Below are 20,573 nucleotides of genomic sequence, written 5' to 3' on the forward strand. Positions count from 1 at the left end.
CGCCGGGTCTGACCCCTGATTTCTGTTAATCCGCAACGAGAGTGAGCATGTCCGACTATCTGCTTGAAATGAAAGGCATCGTCAAACAGTTTGGCGGTGTCCGCGCGCTTGACGGCATCGACCTGCAGGTGCGGGCCGGCGAGTGCATCGGCCTGTGCGGCGAGAATGGCGCCGGCAAGTCGACCCTGATGAAGGTGCTGTCCGGCGTGTACCCGCATGGCACCTGGGATGGCGAGATCCTGTGGGATGGCCAGCCCCTGCGCGCGCAATCGATCCGCGACACGGAAGACGCGGGCATCATCATCATCCACCAGGAGCTGATGCTGGTGCCGCAGCTGTCCGTGGCCGAGAATATCTTCATGGGCCGCGAGCTGACCCTGCCCGGCGGGCGCATGCATTACGCGGCCATGTACAAGCGCGCCGACGAGCTGCTGCGCGAACTGAAAATTCCCGAACTGAACGTGGCGCAGCCCGTGATGAATTACGGCGGCGGCCACCAGCAGCTGGTGGAAATCGCCAAGGCGCTCAACAAGAATGCGCGCCTGCTGATCCTCGACGAGCCGTCGTCGTCGCTGACGGCGTCGGAAATCGCCGTGCTGCTCGATATCCTGCGTGCGTTGAAAGCCAAGGGCGTCACCTGCATCTACATTTCGCACAAGCTCGATGAAGTGGCGGCCATCTGCGACACCATCGTCGTCATCCGCGACGGCAAGCATATCGCCACTACGCCGATGGCGCAGATGAACGTCGAGCGCATCATCGCGCAGATGGTGGGCCGCGAAATGAGCCAGCTGTACCCGCAACGCGCGCAGCCGGCACCTATCGGCGAAGTGCTGTTCGAGGCGCGCCACGTAACGTGCATCGATGCCGACAACCCGCAGCGCAAGCGGGTCGACGATGTGTCGTTCACCCTGCGCAAGGGCGAGATCCTCGGCATCGCCGGCCTAGTGGGGGCAGGGCGCACGGAGCTCGTCTCGGCCCTGTTCGGCGCCTACCAGGGGCCGTGCCAGGCCGAGGTGTGGCTCGATGGCCGCAAGATCGATACCCGCTCGCCGCAAAAGGCCATCGCCATGGGCCTGGCCATGGTGCCGGAAGACCGCAAGCATCACGGCATCGTGCCCGACCTCGACGTGGGGCAGAACATCACCCTGGCCGTGCTGGAGGAATTCGCGCGCGCCACGCGCATCGACGGCGAGGCGGAATTGACGGCCGTGCGCGGCGAGATCGCGAAGCTGGAACTGAAGGCGGCCAGCCCGTCGCTGTCCATCACGAGCCTGTCGGGCGGCAACCAGCAAAAGGCCGTGCTGGCCAAGATGCTGCTGACGCGCCCGCGTGTGCTGATCCTCGACGAACCCACGCGCGGCGTGGACGTGGGCGCCAAATATGAAATCTACAAATTGATGCTGGCGCTGGCCGACCAGGGCGTAGCCATCATCATGGTCTCGTCGGAACTGGCCGAAGTGCTGGGCGTGTCCGACCGCGTGCTGGTGATGGGCGAAGGCCGCCTGCGCGGCGACTTTATCAACGATGGCCTGAGCCAGGAAACCGTGCTGGCGGCGGCGCTCGACCAGCGCCCGGCGCCCGCCGCCAACACCGCAAACAAGGAAACCGCAGCATGAAACCGCACAGTATCAAACAGCTGTTTACCCAATACAAGATGCTGGCCCTGTTGATCGCCGTGGCGCTGATCTGGGCCTTCTTTTCGTGGAAGACGGAGGGCAGTTTCCTCACGCCGCGCAACCTGTCGAATTTGCTGCGCCAGATGTCCGTCACCGGCATCCTTGCCTGCGGCATGGTGCTGGTGATTATCGCCGGCGAGATCGACCTGTCGATCGGTTCCCTGCTGGGGCTGCTCGGCGGCATCGCCGCCGTGCTGGACGTGACGCAGCACTGGCCGCTGGCGCTGAACCTGGCGGCCGTACTCGGCTGCGGCCTGGTGATCGGTTTGCTCAATGGCTACCTGACGGCGTACCGCGGCATCCCGTCCTTCATCGTGGGCCTGGGCGGCATGCTGGCGTATCGCGGCATCCTGCTGGGCATCACGGGCGGCATCACGATCGCACCCGTTTCCGAGCCGATGGTCTACCTGGGGCAGGGCTACCTGCCCGCGGTGCCCGGCATCGTGCTGGGCATCGGCCTGTTCCTGCTGGCCGCCTTTTTGACGTGGCGCGCGCGCGCCAGCCGCGCCCAGCATGGCTTGCCGCAGACGGCGTCCTGGGCCGACGGCTTGCGCCTGGCCGTCATCGGCGCCGTGCTGTATGCCTTCGTGCAAACCCTGAACGGCTATGAAGGCATCCCGCTGCCCGTGCTGTTGCTGCTGGCCTTGCTGGGACTGTTCAGCTACATCACGAGCCAGACCGTGTTCGGCCGGCGCATCTATGCCGTCGGCAGCAATATGGAAGCGACGCGCCTGTCCGGCATCAACGTGAAAGCCGTCAAGCTGTGGATCTTCGGCATCATGGGCCTGATGTGCGCGCTGGCTGGCCTGATCAACACGGGCCGCCTGGCGGCCGGTTCACCCTCGGCCGGCACCTTCAGCGAACTCGATGCGATTGCCGCCTGCTTCATCGGCGGCACCTCGATGCGCGGCGGCTCGGGCACCGTGTACGGCGCCCTGATCGGCGCGCTGGTGATGGCCAGCCTGGATAACGGCATGTCCATGCTGGACGTGGACACCTACTGGCAGATGATCGTGAAAGGCAGTATCCTCACCCTCGCCGTGTGGGTCGATGTTAGCACGCGCGCCGGACGTCGCTAGCGGGGAACCTCGACAAACCTACTGCGCGTCCCACTATCGCCTCTGCGTTGCTCAGCGTACCTCCGTACGCTTGCGCTACTCAAGGCGATATTGGACCGCTCGCTACGGTTTTTCGAGGCCCCGAAAGGCCTGGCTGCCACATGGAGGAGACACCAGCATGAAATTGCCGACCGCGCACCGGATCGCGCTGCTGTTTAACGGGAATAAGATCTATGACCGCGACATCATCGCGGGCATCGCCGCCTACCTGAACACCACGCGCGTGTCGTGGGACCTGTTCCTGGAAGAGGATTTTCGCTGCCGCCTGCCAGGCATCGAGCGCTGGCAGGGCGACGGCATCATCGCCGATTTCGACGATCCCGCCGTCTGCGAAGCGCTGGCGCACAGCCGCCTGCCCGTGGTGGCCGTGGGCGGCTCGTATGCGCGCGCCGAGGATTACCCGGCCGGCATCCCGTACGTGGCGACCGACAATTTCAAGATCGTCAAGCTGGCCTATGAACACCTGGTGGAAGCGGGCCTGACGCGTTTCGCGTGTTTCAGCCTGCCCGAGGCCGACGTCAACCGCTGGGCGCAGGAGCGCGAAACGGCGTTTTGTACCCTGATGGAGCGCGACCACATGCGCGCCGACGTGTACCGGGGCGTCGCCACCAGCGCGCCTTCGTGGGACGAGGCGGTGGAGCAGCAGATCGCCTGGCTCAACAGCCTGGAAAAACCCGTCGGCATCATCGCCGTCAGCGACGCGCGTGCGCGCCAGCTGCTGCAAGCGTGCATGCACGCGGGGATCGCCGTGCCGGAGCAAGTCGCCCTGATCGGTATCGACAACGACCCGCTGGCGCGCATGCTCACGCGCATTCCCTTGAGTTCCGTGATCCAGGGCACCGAGGAAATGGGCCGCACGGCCGCGCATTTGCTGCACCAGATGTTGAATGGCGCGCGCCTGTCCGGCACGCGCATCCTCGTGCCGCCGGCCGGCCTGAACGTGCTCGCGTCCACGCGCCACCAGCCTTTCCAGCATCCGCAGGTGATGCAGGCGCGCCATTTTATTCGCCAGTACGCCTGCCAGGGCATCAAGACGGAGCAGGTGGCCGATTACGTGGGCGTGTCGCGCTCTTCGCTCGAAGCGCACTTCCGCCACGAGCTGGGGCGCAGCGTGCACGATGAAATCCTGCATTTCAAGCTCGATGCGGCCAAGACCCTGCTGGCGCGCGGGCCGGGGCAAGTGGCCGAGGTGGCCGTGCGTTGCGGCTTTACCACGGTGCAGTACATGCATGCCGTCTTCAAGCGCGAACTCGGTTGCACGCCGCGCGAATTCCAGCAGCGCAGCCGGCCGCCGCCAGCCCCCGGGCAGGCGCCATGATGCATCTGCTGCACAACGCGCGCGGCATGCGCGTGGCCATCGATGCGCACGATGCCAGCGTGCGGTCCTGGTGGGCGCCGGACCGCTATGGCCGCCTGGCCGATGTGCTGGGCGCCGCGCCCCCTGCGGCGCCTGCATCCACGGGCTGGCGGTGCGCGCCGCCGGACGACGGCCACCTTTTGATGCACCTGGCGCACGACGGCCTGTCGGTGCGCCTGGCCTACCGGCTCGACGACGATGGCAGCCTGCACCTCGACTGCGTCGCCACGGCCGATACGCTTTCCCGTTTTGCGCTCGCCGCGCCCCTGTTCAATCTGCAGGGCGGCCGCGCCGCCGTGGGCGACCATGTGCTGCGCCTGGCCGCCGACCGTTACCGGCCTTGGCCTGGCGGTAGCACGGACGGCTCGCCGCTCGATGTGGCGGGCAGCGCCTTCGACTTCCGCCAGCCGGCGCCGCTCGCTACACGCCTGGCCTGGCCCGCGCTCGTGCATTTACCGGGATTCCGGCATGACTTTTACTGGACGGGCAGCGGCCAGCTGCGCGAGGCGGCGCGGGTGGCCGACCCCGCTTCCGGCCGGGTCTTGCGTTTTTCCAGTACCCAGGACAGTTGCCATTTGTATTCCGATGCGCGCTGTTTTTCCCTGCTGGCGCAGGGCGTGCAATTGCAGCCGGGACAGGTGATGCGCTTCAAGCTCGCCTACCGTTTGGGCGTGCAGGATATCGATGCATTTGACATATCTGAACCGGTATCAATGATGTCAAATAAGTGATTGGTCAGATATGCGGGGCAGTTCTACCATGAGGTAGTTTTTCCCTCATTCATTTTTGTCCTGACCGACGCTGCGAACCTGCCCATGAACATACTCACCATCGATGCCGGCACCACCAATACGCGTACCTTGCTGTGGCGCGCAGGCGCCGTCGTCGCGCAGGCGCAGCTGGAAACGGGCGTGCGCAATACCGCCATCGATGGCCATAACGGCGCGCTGAAACAGGCGCTGCGCGACACCATCGCCAGCGTGCTGGCCAGCGCCGGCATCGCGCCGTCCGAGGTGGACCTGGCAGTGGCCTCGGGCATGATCACTTCGCCCATGGGCGTGCGGGAAGTGCCGCATTTGCCGGCGCCTGCCGGCCTGGCCCAGCTGGCGCAAGGCATGCAGGCGGTGGACTTGCCCGACGTGCTGGCGCAGCCCCTGTGGCTGATTCCCGGCGTGCGCAACCAGCATGGCGCCGTCGGCCTGCATAACGTCGAAGCGATGGACATGATGCGCGGCGAAGAGACGGAAGTCGTCGCGCTGCTCGAGCGGCTGCAGTTGCGGGGCGCGGCGACCCTGATCATGCCCGGCTCGCATACCAAGCTGATCAGTGTTGACGAACAGCGCCGCATCCTCGGCTGCAGCACCACCATTGCGGGCGAGCTGCTGCAGGCGATCACGCAGCACACCTTGATCAAGCAATCGGTCGATGGCGGTTTTGCGCAGACCCTGGTGCCGAAAATGCTGCTGGCCGGCGCGGCCGCGGCGCAAAAAACGGGGCTGGCGCGCGCCTGCTTCAGCGTGCGCACCCTGGGCCAGTTCAGCGCCATCGAATGCAATGAGCGGGCCAATTTCCTGATGGGCGCCGTCCTCAGCGGCGACCTGCTGGCGCTACGCAACAGCACCGCCATCCAGATGCGGCCCGATAGCCCGCTCGTCATAACCGGCAAGCCCATGCTGCGCCAGGCGCTCGGCTTGCTGATCGAAGAACACGGATTTTTTTATGGCAAGCGCATCATCGTCGACGACCAGCAGCAAGACCATCTGGCCGGTCACGGTGCGCTGCTGATCGCCGCCGCGCGCGGCTTGATTTCCCCGCAGGAGACAGTATGAGCAGCAACAAGAACAAGCGTCCCTTGCGTTCGCAATCGTGGTTTGGCGGCGACGACAAGGACAGTTTTATTCACCGCAGCTGGATGAAGAACCAGGGTTATCCCAGTGACGCCTTCGATGGCCGTCCCGTCATCGGCATCTGCAATACCTGGTCCGAGCTGACGCCCTGCAATGGCCATTTCCGCGACCTGGCCGAGATGGTCAAGCGCGGCGTGCTCGAAGCGGGCGGTTTCCCCGTCGAGTTTCCCGTCATGTCGCTGGGCGAGACGAATCTGCGCCCGACGGCCATGCTGTTCCGTAACCTGGCCAGCATGGATGTCGAGGAATCGATCCGCGCCAACCCGATCGACGGCGTGGTGCTGCTGACGGGCTGTGACAAGACCACCCCGGCCCTGCTGATGGGCGCGGCCAGCGTGGACTTGCCCACCATCGTGCTGTCGGGCGGCCCCATGCTGAACGGGAATTACCGGGGCAAACCGATCGGTTCGGGCACGGACGTATGGAAATTTTCCGAAGACGTGCGGGCCGGGCGCATGACGTCCGCCGAATTCAAGCAGGCCGAATCGTGCATGTCGCGCTCCGCCGGCCACTGCATGACCATGGGGACGGCTTCGACCATGGCCAGCATGGTCGAAGCGCTGGGCGTGACCTTGCCCGGCAACGCGGCCATTCCCGCCGTCGATGCGCGCCGCAAGCTGCAGGCGCAGCTGACGGGCCGGCGCATCGTCGACATGGTGCATGAAGACCTGAAACTGTCGCAGATCCTCACGCGCGACGCGTTTGAAAACGCCATCATGGTCAACGGCGCCATCGGCGGCTCGACCAATGCCGTGATCCACCTGCTGGCCATTGCCGGGCGCATCGGCGTGGACATGCGCCTGGGCGACTGGGACCGCCTGGGCCGCGACATTCCCTGCCTGCTGAACCTGATGCCGTCGGGCCAGTACCTGATGGAAGATTTTTACTATGCGGGCGGCTTGCCCGTGATCATCCGCGACCTGCTGGGCAAATTGCACGGCGAGGCGCTCACCGTCACGGGCGCGACCATGGCCGTCAACGTGGCCGAAGCGGAAAATTTCAATCCCGAGGTGATCACGCCGCTGGCGCAGCCATTCAAGGACGAGGGCGGCATCGCCGTCCTGCATGGCAACCTGGCCCCGCGCGGCGCCGTCATCAAGCCTTCCGCCGCCTCGCCCGAGCTGATGCAGCACCGTGGCCGCGCCGTCGTCTTCAACAGCATCGAGCATTATAAAAAGCGCGTCGACGATCCCGCGCTCGATATCGACGCCAGCTGCGTGATGGTGTTGCAAAACTGCGGCCCGCAGGGCTATCCGGGCATGGCGGAAGTGGGCAATATGGGCTTGCCGAAAAAACTGCTGGAGCAGGGCGTGCGCGACATGGTGCGCATCTCGGACGCGCGCATGAGCGGCACGGCTTACGGCACGGTGGTGCTGCACGTGGCGCCGGAAGCGGCCGTGGGCGGGCCGCTGGCGCTGGTGCGCGATGGCGACATGATTGAACTGGACGTGGCGGGCCGCCGCTTGCACCTGGACGTCGACGAGGCGGAGCTGGCGCGCCGGCGCGAAGAGTGGCGCGCTCCCGAGCCGGCCATGAAGGGCGGCTACCAGTCCATGTACATCAAGCACGTGACGCAGGCCGACGAAGGCGCGGACCTCGATTTTCTCGTTGGCTGCAGGGGTTCGGCGGTTCCGAGGGAATCACATTGAAAGAAGGTATGGACATGGGAACACAAGCCCAATTACTGGTCGATGCACAAAATTTTCTCGGCGAGGGCGTGCGCTGGTGCGAACGCAGCGGCCGCGTTTTCTGGACGAATATCGAAGGCTGCCAGCTGCATGCGCTGGTGCTGGCCACGGGCGAGCGCCAGAGCTGGGCCATGCCCGAGCGTCTGGCGTGCTTCGCGCTGACGGACAGCGACGAGGTGCTATTGCTGGGTCTGGCCTCCGGACTGGCATGGTTTGACGCGCTTAGCGGGGCCGTCACGCGCTTGCACACGGTGGAGGGCGACTTGCCCATGACGCGCCTGAACGATGGCCGCTGCGACCGCCAGGGACGTTTTGTCTTCGGCACGCTCGATGAGCGCCCGTGCCGCGATGCCATCGGCAGTTTTTACCGCCTCAACCTGGACTTGACTCTGGAGCGATTGCCGCTGCCGCAGATCGCCATCTCGAACAGCATCTGCTTCAGCGTCGACGGCACGGCCATGTACTTCTGCGATTCGATGAAAAAGGCGATCTACCGCTGGGACGATTACCTGGGCGGCGACGTCAGCCGGGTGCGCGTGTTTGCCGTGCTCGATCCGGGACCGGGCGCCGCCGATGGCGCCACCATCGATGCGGATGACTACCTGTGGAGCGCGCAGTGGGGCGCCGGCAGGGTCTTGCGCTTCGCGCCGGACGGCAGCGTCGAGCGCAAGGTCAGCCTGCCCGTCTCGCAGCCCAGCTGCGTGAGCCTGGGCGGCCCGCACTACGACGAATTGTTCGTCACGACGGCGCAGGAGAACTTGACCCCGGCACAGCTGGCGGGCGAACCGCTGGCTGGCGGATTGTTCCACGCGCGCCAGGTGGGCGTGCGCGGTTTGCCGGAAGTGCGCTTTGGCGCCCTGCCGGCCTGACAGGAGAGAGCATATGCAAAAAAACACGGTTTTCAATGGCATCCTCGAACGGGGCATGGTCGGCATCGTGCGCGCCGATTCGGCGCAGGCGGCCGTGCAGATCGCCGAGGCGTGCATCGCCGGCGGCATCACGGCGCTGGAAGTGGCGTTCACCACGCCCGATACCCTGGGCGTGCTGCGCACCCTGCGCGAACGCCATGGCCATGACGTGCTGCTGGGCGCGGGCACGGTGCTCGATACGGAGACGGCGCGCGCCGCCATCCTGGCTGGCGCCCAGTTCATCATTTCGCCCAGCGTTAACGTGGAAACGATCGCGCTGTGCCAGCGCTACCAGGTGCTGTCCATGCCGGGCGCGATGACGCCGACGGAAATCGTCACGGCCCTGCAGGCGGGCGCCGACATCGTCAAGGTCTTCCCCGCCGAGATGTTCGGCCCCGCCTACATCAAGGCCCTGCGCGCGCCCTTGCCGCAAGCGCCATTGATGCCGACGGGCGGCGTGACGGTGGAGAATCTGCATGAATGGTTTGCCAGCGGCGCCGTGGCCGTGGGCATCGGCAGCAGCCTCAGTGGCCCTGGCGCGACGGGCGACTACGCGGCCGTGACGGCGCGCGCGCAGGCTTTCGTGGCGAAGATGGCGGCCGTGCGCAAGGCTAAGTCTTCTGGCTAGCTCCCGCCGGGACGGGAATCTGCTACGCTAGGCGGGCAATGTCGCACGCCTCATAGACCAGAATATGTCCAACATCGCCCGCATCCTGCAAGACAGCCGCATCATCGCCATCGTCGGCATGTCCGACAAGCCCGAACGCGCCAGCCATGAAGTGGCCGACTACCTGCTGCGCCATGGCTACCGCGTGCTGCCCGTCAATCCGGCCCTCGCCGGGCGCGAGGTGCTGGGCCAGCGCGCCTACGCCACCTTGACGCAGGCTGCCGCTGCCGTGGCACCGGCGCGCATCGACATCGTCGATTGCTTCCGCAAGTCGGAAGATATCCTGCCCATCGCCGGGGAAGCCATCGCCGTCAAGGCTGGCTGCCTGTGGCTGCAGCTCGACATCGTCAACGAGCAGGCGGCGCAGCTGGCGCGGGCGGCGGGCCTGGACGTGGTGATGGATCACTGCACAAAAATCGAGCACCGCAAGCTGGCGGTGGCGGCATGAAGGCGCGCACGCAATTTCGCGCCGGCAAGGGGTTTGACCTGAGCGAGGATTTCGCCGGCAAGCGCCTGCTGGGCGCCGCCACCAAGGCGGCCAACAAGAAGCTGACGCCGGCCCAGTGCAAGGCCCTGGACCGCGAGGAAACCGTGGCCCTGACGGCGCAGATCGCCGAGTGCCAGAGCATGCTGTACGCGCAGCACAAAAAGAAGGTGCTGCTGGTCTTGCAGGGCATGGATACGTCGGGCAAGGATGGCACGGTCAAAGCCATCTTCAGCAACATCAATCCGATGGGCATTCGCGCCGTGGCGTTCAAGGGCCCGACCGATATCGAACTGGCGCACGATTACCTGTGGAGAGTGCACCAGCACGTGCCCGTGAAGGGCGAGATCGCCATCTTCAACCGCAGCCATTACGAAGATGTGCTGATCACGCGCGTGCAGGACATGATCGACAAGGCCGAATGCCAGCGCCGCTACGCGCAGATCCGCGATTTCGAGCGCATGCTGAGCGAGACGGGCACCGTCATCCTGAAAATCTTCCTGCACATCTCGAAGGATGAACAAAGAGGACGGCTGCAGGAGCGGCTCGACGATCCCGACCGCCAGTGGAAGTTCGACCCCAACGATATCGCCCAGCGCAAGAAGTGGGATGGCTACCAGCGCGCCTATGAAACGGCGATCCGCGAGACCGATGCCGACCACGCGCCATGGTACGTGGTGCCATCGAACTCCAAGACGCAGCGCAACCTGGTGGTCGCGTCCCTGCTGCTGGAAACCCTGCAGGGCATGAAGCTGGAATACCCGGCGCCGGACCCGAAACTGTCGTCTTTCAAGGTCGAGTAAAGGTCAGGGTAATTCAGCGCCGCGCCTGCGGAATCGGCCGCGCTGTGGCATAGTATCCCTCGTCGATAATTCAAACCAGACCGGAGATCCATATGCTGCAGTTGAAAGATCCTACCTTGTTGCGTCACCAGGCTTACGTGAATGGAGCCTGGATGGACGCCGATGGTGGCCAGACGATCAATGTGAACAATCCCGCCACCGGCGAGCATATCGGCACGGTGCCCTTGATGGGCGCCGCCGAGACGCGCCGCGCCATCGAAGCGGCCAATGCCGCCTGGCCCGCCTGGCGCAAGAAGACGGCCAAGGAACGCGCCGCCGTGTTGCGCCGCTGGCATGACCTGATCCTGGAAAACGCCGATGACCTGGCGCTGATCATGACCACCGAGCAGGGCAAGCCGCTGCCGGAAGCGAAGGGCGAAGTGCAGTTCGGCGCCTCGTTCATCGAGTGGTTTGCGGAAGAAGGCAAGCGCGTCGCGGGCGACACCCTGCAATCGCCATGGCCGGACCGCCGCCTCGTCGTCACCAAAGAGCCGATCGGCGTGTGCGCCGCCATCACGCCGTGGAATTTTCCGGCCGCCATGATCACGCGCAAGGTCGGTCCGGCCCTGGCCGCCGGCTGCCCGATGGTCTTGAAACCGGCGGAAGCAACGCCGTTTTCCGCGCTGGCGCTGGCCGTGCTGGCCGAGCGCGCGGGCGTGCCTGCCGGCGTGTTCAGCATCGTCACGGGCGCGCCGAAAGACATCGGCGGTGAAATGACGTCGAACCCCATCGTGCGCAAGCTGACGTTTACGGGCTCGACCCAGGTGGGCCGCTTGCTGGCGGAGCAGTGCGCGCCGACGATCAAGAAACTGTCGCTGGAACTGGGCGGCAATGCGCCGTTCATCGTCTTCGACGACGCCGACCTGGACGCGGCAGTGGAAGGCGCCATCGCCTCGAAATACCGCAATGCGGGCCAGACGTGCGTGTGCGCCAACCGTCTGTACGTGCAGGACAGCGTGTATGACGCGTTTGCCGAAAAGCTGGTGGCGGCAGTGGCCAAGCTGAAAGTGGGCAATGGCATCGAAGCGGGCGTCACGCAAGGCCCGCTGATCGATGCCAAGGCCGTCGCCAAGGTGGAAGAGCACGTGGCCGATGCATTGGCCAAGGGCGGGCGTCTGCTGGCCGGCGGCAAGCGCCATGCGCTGGGCAATGGCTTCTTCGAGCCGACCATCATCGCCGACGTGACGAACGACATGCGCGTGGCCACCGAAGAAACCTTCGGCCCGCTGGCACCGCTGTTCCGTTTCAAGACGGACGACGAAGTGATCGCCCTGGCCAACAACACGGAATTCGGCCTGGCCGCCTACTTCTATTCGCGCGACATCGGCCGCATCTGGCGTGTGGCCGAAGGCCTGGAAACGGGCATGGTCGGCGTCAACACGGGCCTGATCTCGAACGAGATCGCCCCCTTCGGCGGCGTCAAGCAATCGGGCCTGGGCCGTGAAGGGTCGACCTACGGTATCGAAGATTACCTGGTCATCAAATACATCTGCATGGGCGGTATCTAAGGCCGCTTAACGTGAGCCGCGGCGCGCAGCCAACCGGTCCAGCATGCCCTTGACCGCTTCCATCTGCGTGCCGCTCTTGCGGTAGAAATCCGGGTCGATCGGATTGATGCTGGTGTAGCCCCAGAAATCCCAGCAGCCTTTCGGGTTGTACGGGTAGACGGGGCTCGGTTCGGCTTGCGGATACAGCACGATGATCTTGTTGGCGTCCGCCACCTGGTTGTAGCCGGTGCTCGTATAGAAACGGTCGCCGATCGCCTGCGTCGTTTGCAGGCAGCCGTGGAACACCACGTGCACGCGGCAGCTCTCGTTGTCGCAGGCTTTCGGGATGTAGGCGTAGCCCGTATTGTTCATGCTCGAGTACGCGTTCTGAATGAAGCTGCGCTGATTGAAGGCGATCAGCTTGCCCGTCAGGGTGGTCGCCGACGGTTGCAGGTTCTGGTACAGGTGCTGCAGGATGTCGCGCGCCTGCACGTAGTCGCAATCGTTGATGAAGGGCGATTCCGTCACGGCGCAAGGCTTGTCGGTGTTGCTGTCGGTCAGAATGGCGTGACCCGCGCCTAGCGTGTCGACGAAGCGGATCTGCGCCGCCGGCGTGCCCGCCAGTTGATAGAATTTCCCCACCTGTTCCACCACCGGCCGCGTCACGGTCTGGTCTTTCGTTCCGCTAAACAGATACACGCGCTGGCGCTTCAGGTTGGCCGTGTCGTCGATGAGATTTGCGCGCGCAAAATCGTTCGCCGCGCGCAGCAATTCGCTGGCGACGGGCGGCGCCACCTGCGTGCTGCCCGGATTCATGCAGGTGGTCAGCGCATTCGTCAGGTAGGGGATGTAGGGGAAGCGGCCCGGCTGGCCCGAACAGAAATACGGACCGCCCGCGATGATGCCGGCGCCGGCCACCGTGGCCGAGTAGGCGACGGCAAACTGCGCCGCCATGAAACCGCCCGAGGACAGACCGGACACCGTGGTCTGGCTCAGGTCAGCCTGGTAGCCGGGCAGGGCGGGCGCGTCCTTGGTCGCGGCGGGCTTGACGGCTTTGACGGCTTTGACTGCCGTGGCGGCGTGCGCGCTTGCTGGCGCCAGGATGAGCAGGCTGGCGGCCAGCACGGCGGTGGTTAGTGTGGTCAGGTGCGGGAAGGGCATGGCGACTCCAGAAGGCAAGGAAAGGGACAGGAAGGCCGAGCATAGGTAAAAAAACTGTGCGCTGGGCAAGTACTGCACGGTCGTTGATGTCGCTCAAGCAATTGTCGTTGTTGTCCGTCTTGTACGCACGCGCGGCGTTTGACATAGAATGGTTTTTTTCCGTTCAACCATGGTGCCCTTCATGTCCAAGACCCTTGCCCAGCTGTTTGTGCTCACCACCCTTGCCGCCGGCGCCGGCCTGGCCATGCCGGCCCATGCCGCCGACACCGCGCCAGCTGCCGCCGCGACAGCGGCCTGCCCGGCCATTCTGAAACAGACCTTCAACCGCCTGCAGGATGAAGCGCCGCAAAACCTGTGCCAGTACGCGGGCAAGGTCGTGCTGGTGGTCAATACGGCCAGTTATTGCGGTTTTACCAATCAATATGAAGGGCTGGAAGCGCTGTACGCCAAGTACGGCAGCAAGGGCCTGGTGGTGCTGGGTTTCCCGTCGAACGATTTCGGCAAGCAGGAGCCCGGTAACAGCAAGGAAATCGCCGATTTCTGCTACAACACCTATGGCGTGAAGTTCCCCATGTTTTCGAAGTCCGTCGTCTCCGGCCCTGCGCCGAACCCGCTGTACGTGGACCTGATCAAGCAGACGGGCAAGACCCCGGCCTGGAATTTCCACAAATACCTGATCGACCGCCACGGTAAAGTGGTGGAAAGCTTCCCCAGCAAGGTGACGCCGGACGACAAGAAACTCGTTGGCGCGGTGGAAAAAGCGCTGGCGCTGTAAGTTGCCAACACACAAGCAGGCTTGATCGCCTGCTTTTTTTTAATGCCGCGCTTGTCGTCTTGCCATCATTGTCCTAAGCTGGTTGTTCACGTTTGTCACAACAAAGGAGAACATCATGGCGTATGTCGATGGATTTGTGGTGCCCGTACCGAAAGCCAAGCTCGATGCCTACCTGGCCATGTCGCGCAGTTGCGGCGCCGTCTGGCGAGAGTACGGCGCGCTGGAATTTCGCGAATGCGTGGGCGACGATGTCAAGCCGGGCAAGCTGACCTCGTTCCCGCAGGCGGTGGATTTGCAGGATGGCGAAGTGGTGGTGTTTTCCTGGATCGTGTATGAGTCGCGCGCCAAGCGCGATGAAATCAACGACAAGGTCATGAAAGACCCGCGCCTGGCCGAGATGATGGACCCGGCCAAGCTGCCGTTCGATGGCAAGCGGATGATCTACGGTGGTTACGAGATGCAGGTAGATATCAAATAACCAGCTTTGCGGGAACCGCCCCGCGCAGCGCATTGCACACGACGATCGCTTCGGCCCGTGCCAGCATGGCGCGCGTGATGACGGTTTCCTGCGCATCCCAGGCGGGATCGGCCAGCATGGCCGCGCGCTGCACGCCGGGCAGCAGGCCGCAGGACAGGGGGGGCGTGTGCCAGCGGCCGTCCAGTTTCACGAAGACATTGCTGCGCCCGCCCTCCGTCAGCTCGCCCCGCTCGTTAAAGAACAGCATGTCGAAGCCGCCTTGCGCTTCGGCCGCGCGCCAGGCAGAGTCGTAGCGCGCGCGCACGCTGCTCTTGTGGCGCAGGAAGAGGTCGCAGGCAGTCGTTGTGTCGGGCGCCAGCAGGATGTTGACTGTCTCCGGCAAGGCGTTGAGGGTGCCGCTTTGCGTCGTAAACCGGCCATCCTGGCGCAGCGCCAGGCGCAGGCGAAAAGGGATATCGTCGGTCCGCGCCGCGCAGGCCGCGTGCAGCGCGGAGCGGGCAGCGTTTGCATCCCAGGCAAAATTAAAATAGGCGCAGGAGGCGGCCAGGCGCGCCAGGTGGCGCTCCTGCTGGCGGCAGCCATCGTTGCGGCTGGCATGCAGGGTCTCGAACAGTTCGAAGTCGTTCGTGAGGCCGGTGAGGAAGCGGGCCTTGAGCTGGCATTCCGCAAATTCCTCGTGCGGGTCGCTGTCGAGGACGATACCGGCGCCCACGCCCATCTCGCCGCGCCGGATGCCGTCAGGGCTCGCCGGCTGCAAGGCCAGAGTACGGATCGGCACGGACAGGCAGAAGTCGCCCACGGCGTGCGCGGCGCTGGCGGCTGGCGGATCGAACCAGCCGATGGCGCCCGTGTAGATGCCGCGCGCGGCAGGTTCGAGTTCGGCGATGATTTCCATGGTGCGGCGTTTTGGCGCGCCCGTGATCGAGCCGCATGGATACAAGGCCTGGAAGATGTCGGCCAGGCTGGCGTCGGCGCGCAGGCGCGCCTGCACGGTGGAGGTCATTTGCAGCACGCTGCTGTAGCGCGTCACCTCGAACAGGGCCGGCACCTTGACGGAACCCGTGACGGCGATGCGGCCGATGTCGTTGCGCAGCAGGTCGACGATCATCAGGTTTTCCGCGCGGTTCTTCGGATCGCTGGCCAGGGCGCTGGCGCGGCGTGCGTTTTCTGCCACCTGTTCGGCTGGGGCGGCCGGCGCCGTGCCTTTCATGGGGCGCGCCATCAACTCGCCCTGCGCATGGCGCACGAACAGCTCCGGCGACAGCGACAGCAGGGCGCCGCCATCGGGCAGCATCACCAGCGCGCCGTAGGGCACGGGCTGGCGCGCACGCAGCCGCGCATACAGGGCCAGGGGCGAGCCGAAGGCGTCGAAGCGCAGGCGATACGTGTAGTTGACCTGATAGGTGTCGCCGGCCACGATGTAGTCGTGGATGCGGTGCAGCGCGCGCGTAAATTCGGCTTGATCCACGTTCGCGCGGATATCGGCCACGCCGGCCGGCGCGGCGTCCGCGCTGACGCGCGCGTCCAGCCACTGCGCCACCTCGTCCTGCGACAGCTGCGTGCAATGGTCAAAGACGAGCACTTGCGCCAGCGGCGGCGCGTTGATGCCTGCCGCGCGCGGCGGCATGGCCAGCAAATGCGCGCCCAGCTCGTAGCTGCACACGCTGACGGCGTACTGGCCGCGTTGTAAAGCCTCTTGCAGCCCTGCGAGCAGGTCCGGCCACCGTTGCCCCTCGGTGCACTGCAAGACTGCCGCCAGGCCCGTGTACAGGCGCGAACCGGCGCCCGGGGTGCTGGCGTCGTCGAGCAGGGCGAAACAGTCGGTGTGCATGGGACAGCCGCGGCGGTGACTTACCCCAGCAGCATGGCGATTTGCAGCGCCGCTTCCTGGGAGGGATTGATCTTGAAGCCGCTCTTGGCGTAGCGGTGCCAGCGTCCGATGACGAAGCCGACGATCAGGGTGGCGCGCGCCGCCACTTCGCTTTCCTTGCCATGGCCTTCGGCGGCGGCCACGCGCAAGGCCTGCTTGAGCGCCAGTTCCACGCGGTCGTAGAACTGGTTCATGCGCACTTGCAGGCGCTCGTCTTCATTGACCAGCGCATCGCCGATCAATACGCGCGTCATGCCCGGATTGCTGATGGCGAAATTGAGCAGCATGCCGATGATGTCGCGCGTCTGCGTCATGCCGTCGCTGTGTTTTTCCGCGATCTGGTTGATCAGGCCGAAGACGCTCGACTCGATGAATTCGATCAGCCCTTCGAACATTTGCGCCTTGCTGGCGAAATGGCGGTACAGGGCCGCTTCCGACACGGTCAGTCTGGCCGCCAGTGCGGCGGTGGTGATCTTTTCGCCTTTCGGCTGCTCCAGCATTGCGGCGAGGGCCTGAAGAATTTGTAGCCTGCGTTGGCCCGGCGGTGTGCTTGCCATATTTTCTCTTGTCGTTAAAAAAAATGCTGCCTTGATGGGGATATCCGTCACCGCCGCTAGCGGTGCGGCTTCCGGCGTCAACCGTAAGCCCAGGAGTCCCCTTCAACGCAGACGGTGAAGGCGGCGTGCCAAATGCCGGACAGATTTTACTTTGACATCGACGTAAGCGGGGCGATTTAACGCCTTGGGCAGCTTCGCTACGCCGATCGGATCGGCCATTTTCAGGTATTGCGTGACCCAGGCCGTGCGCAGGCCCAGCTTTTTCGCACCCTTCAGGTTGGCCAGGGTGTCTTCCACCAGGATGCAGCGGCCAGGGCGGATGTGGTGCTTGCGCATCAGTTTGCGCAGCATCAGGGTCGATGGCTTGGGCCGCAGCTGGCGGTGCACATGCATCGCTTCGATGGCGATGTGGTGTGAAAAATGCTGGCGCAAGCCCAGGTGGCGCATCACGTCGCTCGAATAGCGCAGCGGCGCGTTGGTGAGTAAAATTTTACGGCCAGGCAGGCGTTTGAGTAAAGCCCCCAGCCCCCGCTCGGCGCGTATCATCGCGCGCAAATCGTCGAACGCGTGCGTCTCGTGCAAAAAATGCGCGGCCTGCACCTGGTGATGCTTGACCATGCCCAGCAAGGTGGCGCCATAGCGGCGCCAGTAGGCCGCGCGCGCCGCATTGACGATGGCGTCATCGGCCGGCGTGACGCCATCGCCCAGCACGCGCGCAATATACGTGTTCATATTGGCCGTGATGGTGGGGAAGATGGCGTGCGAGGCATTGTGCAGCGTGTTGTCGAGGTCAAACAGCCAGACCGGCGACGAGCGGTTAAGATGGGGCACAGGCACAGGAGTCTTTAGGCAAGAGGATAAGCAGGATGAAAAATTCAACAATCAGGAAAACCATGCGACGCCAGATTATAGTGATGTTTTGCGGATTATTCTTGCTGCCGTTGCCGGCGGCCTTTGCCGAAGCGCCGCCCGTGGCGCAAAACCGCGGCGCCCTGTTCAAGGTGCAGGACGCCAGCCACACCCTGTATCTGTTCGGTACCATCCACGTCGGCGCGCCCGATTTTTATCCGCTCGAGCCGACCGTGACGCGGGCATTGGAAGGCGCTGGCGCGCTGGCGCTGGAGATCGATCCGGGCGCCGATCCGCGCAAGGCCATCAGCGCCGTGCTGAAATACGGCATGGAGGCGCCGGGCAGCAAAGTACCGCCTGACTGCCGTCAGACGCTGGCGCCGCGTCTGGCGCCGCTGTTGCAAAAATACGGTATAGCGCCCGAAGCGGTGGCGCCGATGAAGCCGTGGATGCTGGCCAGCATGCTGGCCATCGGCGAATTTTCCACGCTTGGCTACCGCTCCGACCTGGCCGTCGACAATTATCTGTCGCAGCAGGCCAAGGCGCGCAAGATCCCCGTGCTGGAACTCGAATCGATGGAAGGCCAGATGGCGCTGTTCGGCGCGATGTCGCCGCTGGATCAATGCCGCTTCCTGGAAGACGGTGTGGCGTCGATCGAAGAGCAGGAACAAAGCCAGGAAGCGCGCGAGATCGCCAACGCCTGGCGTAACGCCGACGCGGCCGCCTTCGACAAGCTGGCCGCCAAGGCGGCAACCGACCCGTCGTTCGCCGCGCAGTTCGTGCAAAAGGTGTTGTTAGATGGCCGCAACCCGGCCCTGGCCGACGGCATCGCCAACTTGCTTGCGCGTGAAAAGTCCAGCCTGGCCGCCATCGGCGTATTGCATCTGGTCGGAACGAAAAGCGTGCCGGAGTTGTTGCGTCAGAAGGGCTTGAAGGTCGAACGGGTGTATTGAAACGCGGAGTAAATGCGGGCTACAGATAGCAGAGCAGATGGGGAGTGTTCAGGGCAAGGCGGACTGACGAAGACAGTACGCATGTACGGCGAGGAAGGACAACGCCGCCATGGACATTTTTACTATGAGGAGATGACGGCAGAGTAGATGAAAAGTGTTCAGGGCAAGGCGCCGAGCCGAAGACAGTACGCATGTACGGCGAGGCGAGGCAACGCAGCCATGGACATTTTTCAGATACGGGGATAAGTCGATGGTGCCCTTGACGTGGATCGAACACGTGGCCTCTCCCTTACCAAGGGAGTGCTCTACCACTGAGCTACAAGGGCAAATTAAAAGCGGCGCCAGGTGATCTGCGCCGCCAAACTACTCGCTGTGATGCATTGCGATTTTTTTAGTGCGAACGGATCATAGTACCAAAAGCCTGCTCGGTCAACACTTCCAGCAATAATGAGTGTTCGATACGGCCGTCGATGATGTGCACCGTGTTTACGCCGGACTTGGCGGCGTCGAGCGCGGACGAGATCTTCGGCAGCATGCCGCCCGAGATCGTGCCATCGGCGAACATCTCGTCGATTTCGCGCGCCGACAGGTCGGTCACCAAGTTGCCCTGCTTGTCCTGGACGCCAGCGATGTTGGTCATCATGATCAGCTTTTCCGCTTTCAGGATTTCCGCGATCTTGCCCGCCACGACATCGGCGTTGATGTTGTAGGCCTGGCCATCCTGGCCGAAACCGATCGGCGAGATGATGGGAATGAAGGCGTCGTCCTGCAGCGCCTTGACGACGGCCGGGTTGATCGCGTCGATCTCGCCCACAAAACCGATATCGAGGAATTCGCCCGGATGTTCGCGGTCCGGCATCTGCATCTTGCGCGCGCGGATCAAGCCGCCATCCTTGCCCGTCAGGCCCACAGCCTGGCCGCCGTAATGGTTGATCAGCATGACGATATCCTGCTGCACTTCGCCGCCCAGCACCCACTCCACCACTTCCATGGTTTCTTCATCGGTGATGCGCATGCCTTGCACGAAAGTGCCTTGCTTGCCGATTTTTTTCAGCGCGTTGTCGATCTGCGGTCCGCCGCCGTGCACCACGACCGGGTTCATGCCGACCAGCTTGAGCAGGATGACGTCGCGCGCGAAGCCGTGCTTCAGGCGTTCGTCCGTCATGGCATTGCCACCGTACTTGATGACGATGGTCTTGCCGTGGAAATTGCGGATGTATGGCAGGGCCTCGGCCAGAATCTGCGCCTTGATTTGCGGCGACACCGCCGTCAAGTCGTCATTCATGTCCAGGTTCAAGTTAGCTAGTTGATTCATGGCGAGTCCGGAAAATAGATTTGTGCGATTTTACAGGGAAGAAGAAAATCCTGGAGGCATTATAGGGCGATCTTGTTGTATTTTCCCTGATGATCCTATAGTCTGGCCCGATATGTTCCCCAGCCAGCCCTTTTACTGCCAGTTACATCTGCGTCCCATCCCGGCGCGGCATGACACACACTTGCCAATTCACACACAGCCATGAGCCAGTGCAGCCTGTGCGGTGCCACTTTCCAGTGTGGCCAGCTTGACCCGGACGTCAAGGAGCCCTGCTGGTGCGTCTCCCTGCCGCCGGCCGTTCCCGTGCCCGGCAGCGCCGCCATCAGCTGCTGGTGCCCCGCCTGCCTGCAAGCCCATATCGCCAGCTTGACGCGCCCGGCAGCAACGCCGGCCAAATAAGCGCATCGGCACGCTTTTTCCTTTGCAAAAGACCTTGCATTTTGTAGGGGAATACGGTCAGACTTCGATTTTCAAGAAT

20 protein-coding genes and 1 tRNA gene are annotated in these 20,573 nt (G+C 64.0%); 15 read left to right on the top strand and 6 right to left on the bottom strand.

Going from position 1 to position 20,573, the window contains the following annotated elements; translation table 11 throughout:
- Positions 1–47: 47 nt before the first annotated feature.
- From xylG to gabD, 11 genes are all read left to right on the top strand, one after another.
- Positions 48–1,619 (top strand): D-xylose ABC transporter ATP-binding protein, encoded by a 1,572-nt coding sequence (gene xylG, locus KO539_RS13365; protein WP_219310077.1) that lies wholly within the window; start codon positions 48–50, stop codon positions 1,617–1,619.
- Positions 1,616–2,758, top strand: a complete 1,143-nt coding sequence (locus KO539_RS13370) for a sugar ABC transporter permease (RefSeq protein ID WP_035823500.1) — start codon at positions 1,616–1,618, stop codon at positions 2,756–2,758. Before xylG ends, KO539_RS13370 begins: the two co-directional genes overlap by 4 nt.
- 157 nt (positions 2,759–2,915) lie before the next feature.
- Positions 2,916–4,115, top strand: coding sequence for a DNA-binding transcriptional regulator (locus KO539_RS13375; protein ID WP_219310087.1), 1,200 nt, complete (start codon positions 2,916–2,918; stop codon positions 4,113–4,115).
- Positions 4,112–4,885, top strand: a complete 774-nt coding sequence (locus KO539_RS13380; RefSeq protein ID WP_219310089.1) for a hypothetical protein — start codon at positions 4,112–4,114, stop codon at positions 4,883–4,885. Before KO539_RS13375 ends, KO539_RS13380 begins: the two co-directional genes overlap by 4 nt.
- A gap of 84 nt (positions 4,886–4,969) precedes the next feature.
- Positions 4,970–5,983, top strand: a complete 1,014-nt coding sequence (locus tag KO539_RS13385) for a 2-dehydro-3-deoxygalactonokinase (RefSeq protein ID WP_219310091.1) — start codon at positions 4,970–4,972, stop codon at positions 5,981–5,983.
- Positions 5,980–7,710 (top strand): L-arabinonate dehydratase, encoded by a 1,731-nt coding sequence (gene araD, locus KO539_RS13390; protein WP_219310094.1) that lies wholly within the window; start codon positions 5,980–5,982, stop codon positions 7,708–7,710. Before KO539_RS13385 ends, araD begins: the two co-directional genes overlap by 4 nt.
- A 14-nt stretch (positions 7,711–7,724) precedes the next feature.
- Positions 7,725–8,618 carry an SMP-30/gluconolactonase/LRE family protein gene (locus KO539_RS13395; RefSeq protein WP_219310096.1) on the top strand — a complete coding sequence of 298 codons (894 nt, stop codon included), beginning with the start codon at positions 7,725–7,727 and terminating at the stop codon, positions 8,616–8,618.
- 13 nt (positions 8,619–8,631) lie between these two features.
- Positions 8,632–9,285 (top strand): bifunctional 2-keto-4-hydroxyglutarate aldolase/2-keto-3-deoxy-6-phosphogluconate aldolase, encoded by a 654-nt coding sequence (locus KO539_RS13400; protein ID WP_219310098.1) that lies wholly within the window; start codon positions 8,632–8,634, stop codon positions 9,283–9,285.
- A 64-nt stretch (positions 9,286–9,349) separates the two neighbouring features.
- The gene (locus KO539_RS13405; RefSeq protein ID WP_219310099.1) at positions 9,350–9,772 is read left to right on the top strand and encodes a CoA-binding protein; all 423 of its coding nucleotides are present in this window, start codon (positions 9,350–9,352) and stop codon (positions 9,770–9,772) included.
- Positions 9,769–10,611 carry a PPK2 family polyphosphate kinase gene (locus tag KO539_RS13410; RefSeq protein WP_219310101.1) on the top strand — a complete coding sequence of 281 codons (843 nt, stop codon included), beginning with the start codon at positions 9,769–9,771 and terminating at the stop codon, positions 10,609–10,611. Before KO539_RS13405 ends, KO539_RS13410 begins: the two co-directional genes overlap by 4 nt.
- Positions 10,612–10,703: 92 nt before the next feature.
- Positions 10,704–12,158 carry an NADP-dependent succinate-semialdehyde dehydrogenase gene (gene gabD / locus KO539_RS13415; RefSeq protein WP_219310103.1) on the top strand — a complete coding sequence of 485 codons (1,455 nt, stop codon included), beginning with the start codon at positions 10,704–10,706 and terminating at the stop codon, positions 12,156–12,158.
- Positions 12,159–12,164: 6 nt separating this feature from the next.
- On the opposite strand, the gene KO539_RS13420 is transcribed toward gabD, so the two are convergent.
- Positions 12,165–13,298, bottom strand: coding sequence for a poly(3-hydroxybutyrate) depolymerase (locus KO539_RS13420; RefSeq protein WP_219310105.1), 1,134 nt, complete (start codon positions 13,296–13,298; stop codon positions 12,165–12,167).
- 181 nt (positions 13,299–13,479) lie between these two features.
- Between KO539_RS13420 and KO539_RS13425 the strand changes: the two genes are divergently transcribed.
- Together KO539_RS13425 and KO539_RS13430 are read left to right on the top strand one after the other, a co-directional pair.
- A complete protein-coding gene (locus KO539_RS13425; RefSeq protein ID WP_219310107.1) occupies positions 13,480–14,073 on the top strand; it encodes a glutathione peroxidase in 594 nt (197 codons plus the stop codon).
- A 115-nt stretch (positions 14,074–14,188) separates the two neighbouring features.
- Positions 14,189–14,551 carry a DUF1428 domain-containing protein gene (locus KO539_RS13430; protein WP_046681873.1) on the top strand — a complete coding sequence of 121 codons (363 nt, stop codon included), beginning with the start codon at positions 14,189–14,191 and terminating at the stop codon, positions 14,549–14,551.
- Here the strand turns inward: KO539_RS13430 and pabB are convergent.
- The 3 genes from pabB to KO539_RS13445 form a co-directional block, all read right to left on the bottom strand.
- Complete coding sequence (gene pabB, locus KO539_RS13435; RefSeq protein WP_219310109.1) at positions 14,544–16,382, bottom strand: aminodeoxychorismate synthase component I; 1,839 nt, start codon at positions 16,380–16,382, stop codon at positions 14,544–14,546. The genes KO539_RS13430 and pabB overlap by 8 nt on opposite strands.
- 20 nt (positions 16,383–16,402) lie before the next feature.
- The gene (gene slmA / locus KO539_RS13440) at positions 16,403–16,978 is read right to left on the bottom strand and encodes a nucleoid occlusion factor SlmA (RefSeq protein WP_035823524.1); all 576 of its coding nucleotides are present in this window, start codon (positions 16,976–16,978) and stop codon (positions 16,403–16,405) included.
- 102 nt (positions 16,979–17,080) lie between these two features.
- Positions 17,081–17,815, bottom strand: coding sequence for a pyrimidine 5'-nucleotidase (locus KO539_RS13445; protein ID WP_035823526.1), 735 nt, complete (start codon positions 17,813–17,815; stop codon positions 17,081–17,083).
- A gap of 95 nt (positions 17,816–17,910) precedes the next feature.
- On the opposite strand from KO539_RS13445, the gene KO539_RS13450 reads away from it, so the two are divergent.
- Positions 17,911–18,780, top strand: coding sequence for a TraB/GumN family protein (locus KO539_RS13450; protein ID WP_257626285.1), 870 nt, complete (start codon positions 17,911–17,913; stop codon positions 18,778–18,780).
- Between the two features lie 251 nt (positions 18,781–19,031).
- Here KO539_RS13450 and KO539_RS13455 read toward each other — a convergent pair.
- Positions 19,032–19,106, bottom strand: a tRNA-Thr gene (locus KO539_RS13455).
- A gap of 65 nt (positions 19,107–19,171) precedes the next feature.
- Positions 19,172–20,065: an acetylglutamate kinase gene (gene argB / locus KO539_RS13460; protein WP_010393729.1), complete on the bottom strand. Its 894-nt coding sequence runs from the start codon at positions 20,063–20,065 to the stop codon at positions 19,172–19,174.
- 231 nt (positions 20,066–20,296) lie between these two features.
- Between argB and KO539_RS13465 the strand changes: the two genes are divergently transcribed.
- A complete protein-coding gene (locus KO539_RS13465; RefSeq protein WP_219310113.1) occupies positions 20,297–20,494 on the top strand; it encodes a cysteine-rich CWC family protein in 198 nt (65 codons plus the stop codon).
- Positions 20,495–20,573: the final 79 nt, after the last annotated feature.

The sequence above is a fragment of the Janthinobacterium sp. NKUCC06_STL genome (genome assembly GCF_019345455.1).
Taxonomy (GTDB): Bacteria; Pseudomonadota; Gammaproteobacteria; order Burkholderiales; family Burkholderiaceae_D; genus Janthinobacterium; species Janthinobacterium rivuli.

Excerpts from the sequence above, each read along its gene's own strand:
- argB (WP_010393729.1), bottom strand. The coding sequence starts at position 20,065 with ATGAATGACGACTTGACGGCGGTGTCGCCGCAAATCAAGGCGCAGATT.
- KO539_RS13380 (WP_219310089.1), top strand. The coding sequence starts at position 4,112 with ATGATGCATCTGCTGCACAACGCGCGCGGCATGCGCGTGGCCATCGAT.
- KO539_RS13395 (WP_219310096.1), top strand. The coding sequence starts at position 7,725 with ATGGGAACACAAGCCCAATTACTGGTCGATGCACAAAATTTTCTCGGC.
- KO539_RS13400 (WP_219310098.1), top strand. The coding sequence starts at position 8,632 with ATGCAAAAAAACACGGTTTTCAATGGCATCCTCGAACGGGGCATGGTC.
- KO539_RS13410 (WP_219310101.1), top strand. The coding sequence starts at position 9,769 with ATGAAGGCGCGCACGCAATTTCGCGCCGGCAAGGGGTTTGACCTGAGC.
- KO539_RS13420 (WP_219310105.1), bottom strand. The coding sequence starts at position 13,298 with ATGCCCTTCCCGCACCTGACCACACTAACCACCGCCGTGCTGGCCGCC.
- gabD (WP_219310103.1), top strand. The coding sequence starts at position 10,704 with ATGCTGCAGTTGAAAGATCCTACCTTGTTGCGTCACCAGGCTTACGTG.
- KO539_RS13385 (WP_219310091.1), top strand. The coding sequence starts at position 4,970 with ATGAACATACTCACCATCGATGCCGGCACCACCAATACGCGTACCTTG.
- KO539_RS13375 (WP_219310087.1), top strand. The coding sequence starts at position 2,916 with ATGAAATTGCCGACCGCGCACCGGATCGCGCTGCTGTTTAACGGGAAT.
- KO539_RS13370 (WP_035823500.1), top strand. The coding sequence starts at position 1,616 with ATGAAACCGCACAGTATCAAACAGCTGTTTACCCAATACAAGATGCTG.
- slmA (WP_035823524.1), bottom strand. The coding sequence starts at position 16,978 with ATGGCAAGCACACCGCCGGGCCAACGCAGGCTACAAATTCTTCAGGCC.
- KO539_RS13405 (WP_219310099.1), top strand. The coding sequence starts at position 9,350 with ATGTCCAACATCGCCCGCATCCTGCAAGACAGCCGCATCATCGCCATC.
- araD (WP_219310094.1), top strand. The coding sequence starts at position 5,980 with ATGAGCAGCAACAAGAACAAGCGTCCCTTGCGTTCGCAATCGTGGTTT.
- xylG (WP_219310077.1), top strand. The coding sequence starts at position 48 with ATGTCCGACTATCTGCTTGAAATGAAAGGCATCGTCAAACAGTTTGGC.
- KO539_RS13430 (WP_046681873.1), top strand. The coding sequence starts at position 14,189 with ATGGCGTATGTCGATGGATTTGTGGTGCCCGTACCGAAAGCCAAGCTC.
- KO539_RS13465 (WP_219310113.1), top strand. The coding sequence starts at position 20,297 with ATGAGCCAGTGCAGCCTGTGCGGTGCCACTTTCCAGTGTGGCCAGCTT.
- KO539_RS13425 (WP_219310107.1), top strand. The coding sequence starts at position 13,480 with ATGTCCAAGACCCTTGCCCAGCTGTTTGTGCTCACCACCCTTGCCGCC.
- pabB (WP_219310109.1), bottom strand. The coding sequence starts at position 16,382 with ATGCACACCGACTGTTTCGCCCTGCTCGACGACGCCAGCACCCCGGGC.